The sequence below is a fragment of the Bradyrhizobium sp. USDA 4341 genome (assembly GCF_054063755.1).
On the sequence record NZ_JBSSGO010000002.1, the window covers coordinates 1168603 to 1182463 of the forward strand.

The 13861-nt window shown below is 65.0% G+C and carries 12 protein-coding genes and 1 pseudogene; 2 read left to right on the top strand and 11 right to left on the bottom strand.

Features of this window, described 5'->3' with window-relative positions; translation table 11 throughout:
* Positions 1–83 precede the first annotated feature (83 nt).
* The 7 genes and pseudogenes from ACVIGB_RS11400 to ACVIGB_RS11430 form a co-directional block, all read right to left on the bottom strand.
* Positions 84–882, bottom strand: a pseudogene (locus ACVIGB_RS11400) (NUDIX hydrolase).
* Entirely contained in the window at positions 882–1841 is a 960-nt protein-coding gene (locus ACVIGB_RS11405; protein WP_456722604.1) for a dihydrodipicolinate synthase family protein, read from the bottom strand. The pseudogene ACVIGB_RS11400 and the gene ACVIGB_RS11405 overlap by 1 nt, the downstream one beginning before the upstream one ends.
* Before the next feature lie 135 nt (positions 1842–1976).
* The gene (locus ACVIGB_RS11410) at positions 1977–2858 is read right to left on the bottom strand and encodes an SDR family oxidoreductase (protein WP_456722603.1); all 882 of its coding nucleotides are present in this window, start codon (positions 2856–2858) and stop codon (positions 1977–1979) included.
* Positions 2859–3050: 192 nt separating this feature from the next.
* The gene (locus ACVIGB_RS11415; RefSeq protein WP_456722602.1) at positions 3051–3911 is read right to left on the bottom strand and encodes a MaoC/PaaZ C-terminal domain-containing protein; all 861 of its coding nucleotides are present in this window, start codon (positions 3909–3911) and stop codon (positions 3051–3053) included.
* 209 nt (positions 3912–4120) lie between these two features.
* Complete coding sequence (locus tag ACVIGB_RS11420) at positions 4121–4510, bottom strand: Zn-ribbon domain-containing OB-fold protein (protein WP_456722601.1); 390 nt, start codon at positions 4508–4510, stop codon at positions 4121–4123.
* Positions 4510–5667: a thiolase domain-containing protein gene (locus ACVIGB_RS11425; protein WP_456722600.1), complete on the bottom strand. Its 1158-nt coding sequence runs from the start codon at positions 5665–5667 to the stop codon at positions 4510–4512. The genes ACVIGB_RS11420 and ACVIGB_RS11425 overlap by 1 nt, the downstream gene beginning before the upstream one ends.
* 274 nt (positions 5668–5941) lie before the next feature.
* Positions 5942–9436: an indolepyruvate ferredoxin oxidoreductase family protein gene (locus ACVIGB_RS11430; protein ID WP_456722599.1), complete on the bottom strand. Its 3495-nt coding sequence runs from the start codon at positions 9434–9436 to the stop codon at positions 5942–5944.
* Between the two features lie 234 nt (positions 9437–9670).
* Here ACVIGB_RS11430 and ACVIGB_RS11435 point away from each other — a divergent pair, with 234 nt between their 5' ends.
* Positions 9671–10897, top strand: a complete 1227-nt coding sequence (locus ACVIGB_RS11435; RefSeq protein ID WP_456749140.1) for a c-type cytochrome — start codon at positions 9671–9673, stop codon at positions 10895–10897.
* A gap of 4 nt (positions 10898–10901) precedes the next feature.
* On the opposite strand, the gene ACVIGB_RS11440 is transcribed toward ACVIGB_RS11435, so the two are convergent.
* Positions 10902–11543 (bottom strand): trimeric intracellular cation channel family protein, encoded by a 642-nt coding sequence (locus ACVIGB_RS11440; protein WP_456725199.1) that lies wholly within the window; start codon positions 11541–11543, stop codon positions 10902–10904.
* Between the two features lie 158 nt (positions 11544–11701).
* Here ACVIGB_RS11440 and ACVIGB_RS11445 point away from each other — a divergent pair, with 158 nt between their 5' ends.
* The gene (locus tag ACVIGB_RS11445; protein WP_456722598.1) at positions 11702–12130 is read left to right on the top strand and encodes a hypothetical protein; all 429 of its coding nucleotides are present in this window, start codon (positions 11702–11704) and stop codon (positions 12128–12130) included.
* Between the two features lie 68 nt (positions 12131–12198).
* On the opposite strand, the gene ACVIGB_RS11450 is transcribed toward ACVIGB_RS11445, so the two are convergent.
* Genes ACVIGB_RS11450 through ACVIGB_RS11460 form a run of 3 tightly spaced genes read right to left on the bottom strand, consistent with a single transcriptional unit; the run spans position 12199 to position 13768 of the window.
* Positions 12199–13017 (bottom strand): isocitrate lyase/PEP mutase family protein, encoded by an 819-nt coding sequence (locus tag ACVIGB_RS11450; protein WP_092114946.1) that lies wholly within the window; start codon positions 13015–13017, stop codon positions 12199–12201.
* A 56-nt stretch (positions 13018–13073) separates the two neighbouring features.
* Positions 13074–13427, bottom strand: coding sequence for an antibiotic biosynthesis monooxygenase family protein (locus ACVIGB_RS11455; protein ID WP_092114947.1), 354 nt, complete (start codon positions 13425–13427; stop codon positions 13074–13076).
* A 32-nt stretch (positions 13428–13459) separates the two neighbouring features.
* Positions 13460–13768 (bottom strand): NIPSNAP family protein, encoded by a 309-nt coding sequence (locus tag ACVIGB_RS11460; RefSeq protein ID WP_092114948.1) that lies wholly within the window; start codon positions 13766–13768, stop codon positions 13460–13462.
* Between the last annotated feature and the right edge of the window lie 93 nt (positions 13769–13861).

A 13861-nucleotide genomic window follows, 5' to 3' on the forward strand; every position in this document is an offset into this window, starting at 1 on the left:
CGGTGATTGACGTGGTTATAGCGAGCTTCTGGAGGCTATACTTCGATGCTCGCCGAAGTATCGCGGCTCTGGTCCGCGGGAGCTCAGCCCAGCGCGCCAACGTCGAACACCTCGCCGTCGTAGCCCGCTTCCTTGGGGATCCGGAGCTGGCGGCCGGTGGCGGTCTTGGTCATCACGGGCATCACGGCGACGATCGGCTTGCCCTTGCTGTCGGCGAGCGCGGCACCGACGTTCGGCTGCTTGCCGAGCCTGATCAGGTTGCGCGTGGTCGGGAACGGCAGCTTGAAGCGGCCGGTCACGCCGCCCTCCAGCGCCTCCCGCGTCGACACCCAGATCGAGTCGGTCGATTCCTTGCCGTCATGGGCACCGAGCTGCTCAGGCGGCGCTGCGGCGAGGGAAGAACCAGGTGTCGAAGCGCTTCGGCATGCCTTCGGGCGTGATCCAGTGCGCATACGGCACGAGCTCGTCGAGCGCGAGCACCATGCCGTTGTCTGACAGCACCTTGAGGAAGCTGATCTTGCCTTCGTTCAACGCCGCACGATGCGCGGTCGCGATGTCGTTCGCACGCCCGGCGTCGACCAGATCCTTCGACCCCCGCGGCCGCGCCAGCAGGATGCCGCTCTCCTCGAAGGTTTCGCGGATCGCGGCGATGCGGAAACCGAGCGCGTCGCCGTCGAGCCCTTCCCCGCCCGAATAGAGCGCGGGATCGGCAGCGATCTCCTTGTCGTTCTTGTCGACGCTGCCGCCCGGAAACACCAGCGCACCCGAGTTGAACTCGATCTGGTGATGGCGGACCATCATGAAGACTTCAATTTCGGACGACGTTCCGTCACGCAGCAGCAGCACGGTCGAAGCAAGGCGCGGGGCGACGATCTCGGTCATTACTGGCCTGCTGCGCTGGATTGCGGTTGCAGATTGGCGCGACGGTCGACGCGCGCCACGCGGGAGAGCAGATAGTCGACCTCCGCCCTCGCCTGCGGCGTGATGACCGCACCCGGCTTGCGCTGCGCGCTGGAGGAAATGATGCCGCGCTTCTGCAGCACGTATTTTCGCACGGTCAGCCCAACGCCGGGCTGCTGCTCGTAGCGGATCAGCGGCAGATGCGCGTCGAACAGATCATGCGCGGCATCGCGTTTTCCGGCCTTCGACAAATTGACGACATCGATCAGGAGCTCGGGGAAGGCATAGCCGGTCATCGCGCCGTCGGCGCCGCGCTCCATCTCGAAATCGAGGAACAGGCCGCCATTGCCGACCAGGATCGACAGCGGCCGCAGCGAGCCGTCCTTCTGGAAGTTGCGCAGGGTCGAGATCTTCTCGAGGCCCGGCCAGTCCTCGTGCTTGAGCATCACGCAGGACGGCGAATCCATCACGATCTTGCGGATCACCGCGGGCGTAAACACGACCGTGAGCGTCAGCGGATAGTCCTGCAGCACCCAGGGAATATCGTCGCCGATCGCCTCCTGCGCCTGCTTGAAGTACCCGATGATCTGGTCGTCGGTACGCAGATGCGGCGGCGGCGCGATCATGACGCCGGCGGCGCCCGCGTCCATCGATTTCTTCGCCAGCGAGCGCATCGTGGCAAAGCCGGGCGCCGAGACTCCGACGATCACCTGAAGCTTCTTGGCGCGCTTGACGAAGCGCAGCGCGACCTGCTCCGCCTCGACGGCATCGAGCTTCGGCGCCTCGCCCAGAATGCCCAGCACCGTGACGCCGTCGCAGCCGACCTCGGTGTAGAAATCGGTCAGCCGGTCGATCGACGCCTCGTCGATGCGGCCGTCGTCGTGGAACGGGGTCGGCGCGATCGCAAAGGTTCCTGCGGCCTGGGCGGTGAGTTTTGTCATGGATGCCTCGTCTGTTTCCGCCCTCTATACAGCCTCATTCCCCGATGCGCCATTGCGCACCGCGGAAGCCCCATTCCGGGCGAGGGTTATGGATTCCGGTCCGACGCCGCGCGTCGGGCCGGAAAGACACCTTGTCTACTTGAACCGCCGCGCCGACTTCTTGATGTCCTCCTCGGAGAAGAAGATCTCCTTGGCGTGGGTGACGATATCCTCGGCCTTCCATCCCGTGAACGGCGGCGTCCAGCCCTCCATTTCCATCATCCGCATTTCGCGGACGCCGCGCGGGCCCGAGACGCCGAGAACCTTGCCGGTCTGGTCGCCCGACAAATCGCTGACCATGTAGAGCACGGCCGGTGCGATGCCGTCCGGGCCGAGCGCTGCACCCGGGTTCTCCTTGTAGCGCGGCAGGTCCGCGGTCATGCGGGTCAGGGCGCCGGGCGCCAGCGTCCAGATCCGGATGTTGTACTTGCGGCCCTCGATCGCCAGCACGTTGGAGAGGCCCCAGATGCCGCCCTTGGCGGCGCCGTAATTGGTCTGGCCGAAATTGCCGATCAGGCCCGAGGTCGAGGACGTGTTGACGATGACGCCGCCGCCATTGTCGCGCATCCATTTGAACACCGGCTGGGTGCAGCAGAAGGTGCCCTTCAGATGCACCTTCATCACCCTGTCCCAGTTCGCTTCCTTGGCCTTGTGGAAGGTCTCGTCGAGCAGGATGCCGGCGTTGTTGACCAGGATGTCGGCGCGGCCGAAATGCTTGATGGCGTCGTCGAACACCGACTGGCCGCCGGCCAAGGTCGAGATGTCGGCGCCGTTGGCGACCGCGCGACCGCCCTCGGCCTTGATCGCATCGACCACTCTGTCGGCCATCGACTTGTCCGAGCCCGAGCCGTCGCGCGGGCCGCCGAGATCGTTGACCACCACCGCCGCGCCCTCGCGCGCAAACAGCTTCGCGTAGGCTTCACCAAGTCCGCCGCCGGCGCCCGTGATCAGCGCCACCTTGCCGTCGAGTAATCCCATGGTCGTTTCTCCCTTTCTTGTTGCTCTTCCTTACCTCGCCCCGCTTGCGGGGAGAGGTCGGATCGCATCGCTAGATGCGATCCGGGTGAGCGGGTACAGGTCTGTCCGCAGACCACCGTTGCGGAGAAAGCCCCTCACCCCACCCTATCCCCGCAAGAGCGGGGCGAGGGAGCCGACGGCCGCACCGTGTTGCTACGCCAGCACCGTCTTGCCGCTCTTGATCACGGTGACGCCGCGCGACTTCACCTTGGCTTCGAACGACACCACGTTGCCGTCCTTCCACAGCTCCATCGTCACGGTCTCGCCGGGAAACACCGGCGAGGAGAACCGCGCCGCGTGCTGCTTGAAGGCGGACGGATCGTAATCGGCATAGGTCTGCAGCACGCCGCGGCAGGTGATGCCGTAGGTGCACATGCCGTGCAGGATCGGCCGCGGGAAGCCAGCCTTCTGGGCGAACGCGGGATCGGAGTGCAGCGGGTTGCGGTCGCCGCAGAGCCGGTAGATCAGCGCCTGGTCGGGCCGCGTCGTGATGTCGACCACCTTGTCGGGCGCGCGCTCTGGCACCTTGTGCGGTTCGGGCTGCCCGTCCGACGGGCCGCCGAAGCCGCCGTCGCCGCGGGCGAAGCGCGAGGCGACGAGGGTGGCAAGCTTGTCGCCCTTCTCGTCCTTCAGCACGGTCTGGTGACGGATCACCGCGCCCTTGTCCTTGCCCTTGTCGAACACGTCGAGCACGGTCGAGTCGGCCGTGATGTGGGCCGCGGTCGCGAACGGCTTGTGGAAGGTAATGTCGCGCTCGCCGTCGACCACCATCACGCGGTTGAGATTCATCTCGCCGGGGCCGGCGCCCCAGGCCGCGACCGACGCGAACGTCGGCACCACCTTGAGCGGACGCGGCGTCAGCACGCCCTCATTGACGAAAGCGAGCTCGTTCTCGTCCATCGGATCGGCGCCGAGCCCGATGCCATAGGCATAGAGCATCACGTCGCGATCGCTGTAGCTGTATTTCTGGCCGAGGTTCTTCAGGGCCATCAGCTGTTCGTACACGATTGGCATTGTTGTTTTCTCCCCGAACTCTTTTGTCGCTTTGCGCTGCCAATTGATGTGCCCTCTCCCCTTATGGGAGAGGGCTGGACCGGCAGTCGTCACAAACTCGCTTCGGTAAGGGGTTCGCGCCGCAGAGAGACTCATTGCGCGGAGAGAGACCCCTCACCCGCCTTCGCCTTCAGCGAAGGCACCCTCTCCCACACGGGGAGAGGGTAAAATCAGGCCGGCGTGAAGAACGGCAGCGGCGCGCCGTCGGTCGGCTTCCACACCACCTTCACCTTCTGGCCGATCTTCACCTTCTCCAGATCGCAATCGACGATGTTGGTCTGCAGCGACGGACCTTCCTTCAGCGTCACATACGCGATCGCATACGGACCGGTCGGCGCCTTCCGCATCAGGCTGTAGGTGTAGACCGTGGCCTCGCCGCTCGACTCTTCCCACACCGTCTTGTCGGAGAAGCAGAACGGGCAGATCGCGCGCGGGAAGTAGTGCGCTTCGCCGCAGGTCGTGCAGCGCTTGATCATGAACTTGCCTGCCTTCGCCGCTTCCCAGAACGGCGCGGTCTCCGGATTGGTGACCGGGGCATTGTACTTCTTGGCTTCAGACATCACGCACGCTCCAGAATGCAGGTTGAGGCGGCGTGGCGAACGCCGAGCAGACCGCCGGTGCCGTGGGCGATCGCGAGGTCGCAGTTTTTGACCTGCACCTTCGGATGCGCCTCGCCGCGCAACTGGCGCACCGCCTCGAGGATCTTCGTCATGCCGCCGCGATTGACGGGATGATTGCTGCACAGGCCGCCGCCATCGGTGTTGAACGGCAGCTTGCCGACGCCCGAGATCAAATTGCCGTCGGCGACGAACCTGCCGCCCTCGCCCTTCTTGCAGAAGCCGAGATCCTCGAGCTGCATCAGCACGGTGATGGTGAAGCTGTCATAGATCGAGGCGTATTTGATGTCCTTCGGCGTCACGCCCGCTTCTTCGAAGGCGCGCGGGCCGGACCACACGCCGGCGGAATACGTCAGATCGAGATCCTTGCCGCCGCGCGGGCCCTTCGCCGCCTCGCCATGGCCGATCAGGCGCACCAGCGGCTTCTTCAGGCTCTTCGCGATCTCGGGCGTGGTCACGATCATCGCGCCGCCGCCATCGGTGACGACGCAGCAATCCATCCGGTGCAGCGGGTCCGAGATCATCGGCGAGTTCAAGACGTCCTCGACGGTCACGACCTCCTTCAGCATCGCGTGCGGATTGTATTGCGCGTGATGCGAGGCCGCGACCTTGATCCAGGCGAGCTGCTCGGAGGTGGTGCCGTAGTCGTGCATATGGCGCATGGCACACATGCCATAGGCATTGTGCGTGGTAGCCCCGTAAGCCAATTCGAAGTCCGCCTCGGCGCCGGAGGCGCGCGGCGGCATCGGGCCGGTGCGCGGCTTGCCTGCGAGCGTAACCAGCGCGACCGAACACTTGCCCGCGGCGATCGCCTCGGCGGCGTGACCGAGATGGATCAGATAGGAACAGCCACCGGTCTCGGTGGAATCGACGTGACGCAGCTTCTTGGTGTTGAGACCGAGATAATCGACCATCGGCCACAACCCGCCCGGTGCGTCGCCGGCGCAGAAATAGCCGTCGATGTCGTCCTTGGTGAGCCCGGCATCCTCAATCGCACCCTTGGCGACCTCGGCGTGCAGCTGTGCTGTTGATTTATCGGGTGCATGCCGGGTGGGATGCTCGTAGATCCCGGCAATGTAGGCCTTGCCCTTGATGGTCAAATCGCTCTCCGCTGGCGTTTCTCGCTCCAGCGTTTTTCTGAACCGACGGCGCGACCTTGGCAAGCGCGGAAATATTCCGTCAGGCGAGACTGCGAGAGCGCACACTATGCGCGCCCCAAAACGGATGTCGTCCCGGCGAAGGCCGGGACCCATAGCCACAGGGCTGCGTTGCGAGATAAGGCTGTGGCCCCAGCATCGCGCAACAATGAACTGTAGTGGTTATGGGTCCCGGGTCGCGCTCCGCTTGCCCGGGACGACGTTGAATATGTGGCACCTACTCCGCCGCCATCTGCCGCGGCGCGGGCGGCGGGTTGGCGAGGTCGGCGGCGAGTTGCGCGTAGCGAACCTTCGCCTCCTTGATCGCCTTGTCCTTCACAGGGCCATAGCCGCGGATGCGGTCGGGCAGCGACAGCAATTCGACCGCGATGTCGTGGTTGAGCGGCGACAGCAGGGTCAGCACCGTCGCGACATCCTTCTCGTAGCCCGCGATCAGATCGCGCTCGAGCTTGCGGTCGGCGTTGTAGCCGAAGATGTCGAGCGGCGTGCCGCGCAGGAAGCGGAATCGCGCCATCACCTTGAAGGCCGACATCATCCACGGCCCGAAGGCACGCTTCTTCGGACGGCCCTGCGCATCGAGCCCGCCGCCGAGGATCGGCGGAGCGAGATTGAAGTTGAACTTGAAGTCGCCCTCGAACTGGTCGCGCAGCTGCTTCTCGAAGCGGCCGTCGGTGAACAGCCGCGCCACCTCATACTCGTCCTTGTAGGCGAGCAGCTTGGCGTAGTTGATCGCGACCGCGCGCGGCAGCGCCTCGCCATAGCCGCCCTTGGTGGCGGTGTCACGGACCTGATCGACCAGCTTGCGGTAGCGTTTTGCCAAACGCGCGTTCTGGTAGCCGGTCAGAAGCGCCATGCGGTGGGTGATGATCTCGTCGAGCGACATCGCATCCAGCGACCTTGCCGGCGCGACGTCGTCATCCTGCCCCTTCATCATCGCGGCGAGCCGCGCCGGATCGGCCGCGGCCAGACGTCCGAGCTGGAACGCCTGCGTGTTCATCTTGATCGAGACGCCGTTGACCTCGATCGCCTGCTGGATCGATTCCGCCGACAGCGGCAGCAACCCGCGCTGATAGGCAAAGCCCATCATCATGATGTTGGTGGCAATGGAGTCGCCGAGCAGCGCTTCGGCCGGCTTGGTGAAGTCGAAGAATGCAGAGTCCTTGCGCAGTTCGGTCTCCAGCACGCTGTTGACCTTGCGGCTCTGGAAGTTGAAGTCGCGGTTGAGGATGAAATCCGCGGTCGGGATGATGTGGCTGTTGATGACGCCGACGGTGCGGCTCGCATCGCACAGCGTGATCGTGTCCTTCGACACCGCGACGACTTCGTCCGCCGCGAGCACGAGATCGGCCGTGCCGGTCACGATACGCGAGCAGGTCACATCAGCGGTGTGCTCGGACAGCCGCACATGGCTGAGCACCGCGCCGCCCTTCTGCGCGAGGCCGGACATGTCGAGGATCATCGAGGCCTTGCCCTCGATATGCGCGGCCATGCCGAGCAGTGCGCCGATCGTCAGCACGCCGGTGCCGCCGACGCCGCCGACCGCGATGTTGTAGGGCCGGTCGAGCGCAGGCTTCGAGGCCGGCTCCGGCAAGACGCCGATATCGCCAAGCTCGGTGGGTGCGCGCCGCTTGAGGGTGCCGCCATCGACCGTGACGAAGGACGGGCAAAAGCCCTTCACGCAGGAATAGTCCTTGTTGCAGGTCGACTGGTTGATGGTGCGCTTGCGCCCCAACTCCGTCTCCAGCGGCTCGACCGAGATGCAGTTCGACTGCACCGAGCAGTCGCCGCAGCCTTCGCAGACGGCAGGATTGATCAGCACGCGGCGCGCCGGATCCTCCATCAGGCCGCGCTTGCGGCGACGGCGCTTTTCCGCGGCGCAGGTCTGCACGAACACGATCGCCGAGGTGCCCTTGGTGTCGCGGCACATCTTCTGGACGTTCTCGAGCTCGTCGCGATGGAACAGCTTGACGCCGGGCGCAATCGTGTCGGCCGGATAAGAACCCGGGTTTTCCGAGACCAGGTAGATCTCGCGAATGCCTTCGGCGTGCAGCTGGAAGGTGATCTTCTGCGGCGACAGATCGCCGTCGTGGTGCTGGCCGCCGGTCATGGCGACGGCGTCGTTGTAGAGGATCTTGTAGGTGATGTTGGCCTTGGAGGCGATCGATTGGCGGATCGCCAGAATGCCGGAGTGGAAATAAGTCCCGTCGCCGAGATTGGCGAAGATGTGGTTCTCGTTGGTGAACGGCGCGATGCCGACCCACGGCACGCCCTCGCCGCCCATATGGGTGAAGGTCTCGGTCGAGCGGTTCATCCACAGCGCCATGAAGTGGCAGCCGATGCCGCCGAGCGCACGGCTGCCTTCCGGCACCTTGGTCGAGGTATTGTGCGGACAACCCGAGCAGAAATACGGCGTGCGGCTGACGGGCGCCGTCGCCTGCATCTGCGACGACTGGCGGCCGTTGAACCAGTCGGCCTTGGCGCGCAGCATCTCGGCGATTTCAGGATTGAGATTAAGTCGAAGCAGCCGCTCGGTGAGCGAGCTTGCAAGCGAGGCCACGCTGAGCTCGGCGGCGAAGGTCAGGAAGCGCTTGTCGTGATCGTCCATCTTGCCGACGATGCGCGGGCGCACGTCGTCGCGCCAGTTGAACAGCTCCTGCTTGACCTGGTTCTCGACGATCTCGCGGCGCTCTTCGACGATGAAGATCTCTTCGAGGCCGACGGCGAAGTTGCGCACGCCTTCCGGCTCCAGCGGCCAGGGCATGCCGATCTTGTAGAGGCGGATGCCGATCTTGGCGGCGATCTCGGGCGTGATGCCGAGCTCACGCAACGCCTGGCGGATGTCCTCGTAGCTCTTGCCCGAAGCCATGATGCCGTAGCGCGCGTTCGGCGAATCCATCGTGACGCGGTTGACCTTGTTGGCGCGGGCAAAGGCGATCGCGGCAAAGCCCTTGTAGTCCTGCAGCCGGCGATCCTGCTCGAACCGGTCGTCGGGCCAGCGGATGTTGAGACCGCCCGGCGGCAGCTCGAAATCGGCCGGGATGATGAACGGCGTCATCTCGTCGGTGAGGTCGATCTCGGCCGTGGTCTCGACCGTCTCGGTGATCACCTTCATGCCGACCCAGCAGCCCGAGTAGCGCGACATCGCGATGCCCAGCAGGCCCATCTCGATCATTTCGTGGATGCTGGAGGGGTAGAGGTAGGGCATCAGCGCGGAGATGAAGGCGTGGTCGGACTGATGCGGGACGGTGGACGACTTTGCGCCGTGATCGTCGCCGGCAAGGCAGAGCACGCCGCCATGCTTGGCGGAGCCCGCCGCATTGCCGTGGCGGAAGACGTCGCCGCAGCGGTCGACGCCGGGGCCCTTGCCGTACCAGATGCCGACCGCGCCATCGTACTTGGCGCCGGGCGACAGGGCGAGCTGCTGCGAACCCCAGATCGCGGTGGCCGCGAGGTCCTCGTTCACGCCGGGCTGGAATTTGATGTTGTACTGTTCGAGATGCTTGCGGGCGGCGAACAGCTGCTGGTCGTAACCGCCGAGGGGGGAACCGCGATAGCCGGAGATGAAGCCGGCGGTGTTGAGGCCTGCGGCGCGGTCGCGTCTGATCTGCGCCATGGGCAGGCGGACCAGCGCCTGGATGCCGGTCATGAAGACGTGACCGGTGCCTTGGGTGTATTTCTGGTCGAGGCTGATAGGCCCTTGGTTGATTCCCATTTAGCCCTCTTTGCGCTGGTCGCGACGCCTGCTTTTTGGCTAGTCATCCGAACTTGTTAGAACCAGTCTATGTCGGATTTTCCGGCCCGCGCAGCACAATTCTGGGCGACCAAGCCCGTCGCTCAAAAATCGCAACTTAGTGCCGGGAATATCGGAGCGCCGTTTCGGTTTCTGTCGCAGGACAGGCCCGCGGCGAAATGGCGTAACGCGTCTTGTGGACCGGAAGGTGAATGGATGCGGCGACAACGTCGAACGGCCGGTGCGATTCTGGTCCCCCTGCTGTTGTGCAGTGCGTTCGCGGTTCGCGAATGCACCGCCGCGCCAACCGACGACGTCGTCGCCCGCGGCAAGGCGCTCGCGATCGCCGGCGACTGCGCAAGCTGCCACACAGTCGATCCGGCGAAGCCGTTCGCCGGGGGCAAGCGGATCGACACGCCATTCGGTGCGGTGTTCTCGCCGAACCTGACGCCCGACCGCGATACCGGCATCGGCGGCTGGAGCGACGACGATTTCCTCCGCGCGCTGCGGATGGGCGTCTCGCCAAGCGGGGCGCACTATTATCCCGCCTTCCCCTACCCTTATTTCACCAAGCTGATCCGCGACGACATCCTGGCGATCCGCGCCTATCTCACGACGCTGGCACCGGTCAGCAACAAGGCACCGCCGCCGGAGCTGCACTGGCCGCTCAACTATCGCGGGCTGATGCGGGCCTGGAACGCCACGTTTTTCAAGCCGGGCATCATCCAGCCGGACCAGGGCAAGACCGCGGAATGGAATCGCGGCCGCTACCTTGTCGAGGCCCTCGCCCATTGCGGCGTCTGCCATACGCCGAAGAATGCCTTCGGCGCCGACAAGCACGACCAGGCGTTCGGCGGCAGCATGGTCCAGAGCATATTCGCGCCCAGGCTCGATGGCGCCGAGCGCAGCGGGCTGAAATCATGGAGCACCGCTGACATTGCCGAGTATCTGCAGAGCGGCCGCAACGGGCACAGCCATGCCGGCCCGTTGATGTCCGAGGTGGTGGTCAATTCAACCTCGAAGATGAGCGACGCCGATGTGCGCGCGATCGCGGTCTATCTGAAGAGCCTGCCGGCCGGCGCGCCGGAGCCTGCGGTCACCCCGCCCTCGCCGGCGCAGATGACCGACGGCGAGCGGATCTATCGCGGCGCCTGCGTCGCCTGCCATGAACTCGACGGCTCCGGCGCGCCGCGGATCTATCCACCGCTGCCCGGCAACGCCAATCTGCAATCGGCCAACCCGGCGAGCACGCTGCGCATCATCCTTGACGGTGCGCAGACCCTGACCACGCCGCGCGCGCCGAACGCAGGCTCGATGCCGGCCTATCCAAAACTCACCGACCAGGAGGTCGCCGATGTCGCGACCTATATCCGCAATGCCTGGGGCAATGCGGCGCCGGCCGTGAGCGCGGACGAGGTCGCGAAGGCGCGGACGGCGAAGTAGCCGTTCAGCGCTCCTCGCCGCTGAAGACGAATTTCGGCATCTCCCATTTGTAGCGGATCGCCAGCATCCGGAACGTCAGGCCGAGCACGAAGGTCAGCCCGGTCCAGAGCCAGTCGTTGAGCTGCAGCCCGAAGGCGGTCGCATAGAACAGCCCCGTCACCACCGAGACGCTGGCGTAGAGCTCGCTGCGAAACAGCAGCGGCACATCATTGCAGAGGATGTCGCGCAGCACGCCGCCGGCGCAGCCGGTGATCATGCCGGAGACGATCACGATCGGCAGCGAGGCGTCGACCTGCCAGGCCACGTCGCAGCCGGCCATGGTGAACACCACAAGCCCGATCGCATCGAGCACCAGGAATGCGAGATTGAGTCGGTGTACCAGCCGCGCCAGCAGGATGGTGGCGAAGGCGCCGGCCGCCGCGATCGCAAGGTAGATCGGATGCGCGACCCAGAGCAGCGGGTAATGCCCGAGCAGCACGTCGCGGATGGTACCGCCGCCGAGCGCGGTGATCGCCCCTAACATGCAGACGCCGGCCCAATCCATGCTGCGTCTGCCCGCCGCCAGCGCCGCCGTCATCGATTGCGCCGCAACGGCAATGAACGAGAGCACGTGCAGCACCGAATCGGTGGGCGGCATGGTCCACATTGAAAAGGCCTCATGGAACAGGTTCGGAACCCAGGGTATCGGCGGTTCCAGCATGAACAGGTTGCAACATTGGCGCGGAACATCCGCGCGCGCCAGCCATTGTCTCCAGCGTTTAGCCTACGCGCTTAGCCTTGGGGGGCTAACGGAGGAACTTTGAAATGGCTTACAACCCTGACGATCCGTATCGCGCCAACCTGACCGATGACGAAATCCGCCGTCAGGCGCGCTTCAACAGCCTGGACAACGAGCTGCAGCCGGATCCGGAACTCCAGGAGGGACCGGCCAGCAGCACCAAGATCGCGATGTTCGCAGTTGCGGTGGCCGTGGTGCTCGGCGCGCTGTTCTACGGGTTGAACAACACGTCGGTGCACGAGGCCGGCACGACGCCGTCGACGCAGACCGCACAGACGCAACCGATTAACCCGGCGGCGCCGCCTGCCGGCATGCGTGACGTGACGCCGAAGCCGAACAGCCAGCCCGGCGTGACCACGGGCGCGGCGCCGGCCAGCCCGTCGACCCCGCCGTCTGACATGAACAAGTCGGACATGAACAAGCCGGCCGCCCCGCCGGCCGAGAATGCCAAGTAACGCGCAACGACACTGACCAGGCGCGAGCGGCGGGCCCAGGCGGCCCGCCGCTTTCTTGCGCGCGAGGTCTACTTGAACATCTTGTTGAGCTCGCCGCCGGGATAGCCGTTGGCGAATTCGGTGAAGGTGCCCTTCTCGGCCATTTCCTTGGCCGCCTTCATGACGCCGGTCCAGGCCATCCGCGCCAGCGCCCCGCCGACGCTGATCCGGCGCACGCCGAGGTCGGCGACCGCTTGCAGCGTCAGGTCGGACGCGCCGCCGATCAAAAGATTGACCGGCTTCGGCGCCACCGCCTTCACGACCGCGGAGATTTCCTCTTTGGTCGAGATGCCCGGCGAATACAACACATCCGCCCCGGCTTCCGAATAGGCCTGCAGCCGCTCGATCACCAGATTGAGGTCCTTCTTACCCCACAGGAACGCCTCGCAGCGGCCGGTGAGCAGCACGCCGCTGTTGTCGGCGTCGATGGCCTTGCGCGCCGCCCTGATGCGCTCGACCGCGAGCTTGTGCTCGAACAGCGGGTTGGCGGCATCACCGGTGGAGTCCTCGATCGAGAGCCCGGCGACACCGGTCTTGACGCCGCGCGCGACATTGACCGCAACCTTGTCCGGCTCGACCGCGAAGCCGCCCTCGAAATCCGCGTTGACGGGAATATCGACCGCCGCGCAGACCGCGGTCAGATGATCGCAGACGTCGTCGACGGTGACGCGGTTGTCGGCCTTTGCGATGGTCCAGGCAAAGCCCGCGCTGGTCGAGGCCAGCGCCTTGAAGCCGAGATGTTGCAAGGCGCGGGCGCTGCCGACATCGAACGGGTTCGGAATGATGAAGCACCCGCTGTCGTGCAGCTTCTTGAAGGCGGCTCGTTTGTCAGCAGTTGGCAGTGGCATTGGTCGCTCCCTAGAGTCATTGGCCGCGCAGAGATAGGCACGCATATATGCGAGCGCTAGAGTTTCGCTTCATGCACCGCGCGGCTGTCCTTCGGCGCCTGATCGCGTTCGTTCAAGCCGTAGTCACGCATCACGCTCGCGACCCGCAGCCGATAATTCTCGAATATCCGCGCGCGGCCCTTGGCCTGGGTGCGGCGGTGCTCGACCGTGTTGCGCCAGGCTTCTACCGCAGCCTCGTCGCGGAAGAATGACAGCGACACGAATTTGCCCTTCTCGGTGAGGCTCTCGAACCGCTCGACCGAGATGAAGCCGTCGATCTCCTGCAGGATCGGCTTCAGCTCGGCGGCAAGGTCAAAATAGAGCTCCCGGTGCTCAGCCTTCGGCCAGACTTCGAAGATCACGGCAATCATGGGCGCCTCCGCGCATTGTTGTTGTGGAGTGACTATAGCTCGACCTTGCGCAGAAATGTCCGTTCCTCGGCGAGGATGAAGCGGTTTTGTTCCGCGAAGTTGAAGTTCGCCATGCCCTCGCCGTCCTGGCGCAGCCGCGCGCGATAGGCCTCATAGGCAGCGAGGCTTTCGAACGAGATCAGCGCGAAAGCGATGTTGTTGGTGCCTTCATGCGGCATCCAGTAGCCGAGCAGATCGCCGCCGCAGCGCGGGATGATCGAGAGCCAGTTCCGCGAATACTCCTCGAACATCGCGCGCTTGAACGGATCGAGCTGGTAGCGGATGAAGACGGTGACGGTCATTGATGGCCTCCTGGTGTTTTCGTCTTTACGGGCGACGGGCACGATGGACACTACCGCCTTGCCCGACCTCGATGCTTCGGCTATCGTCGAACT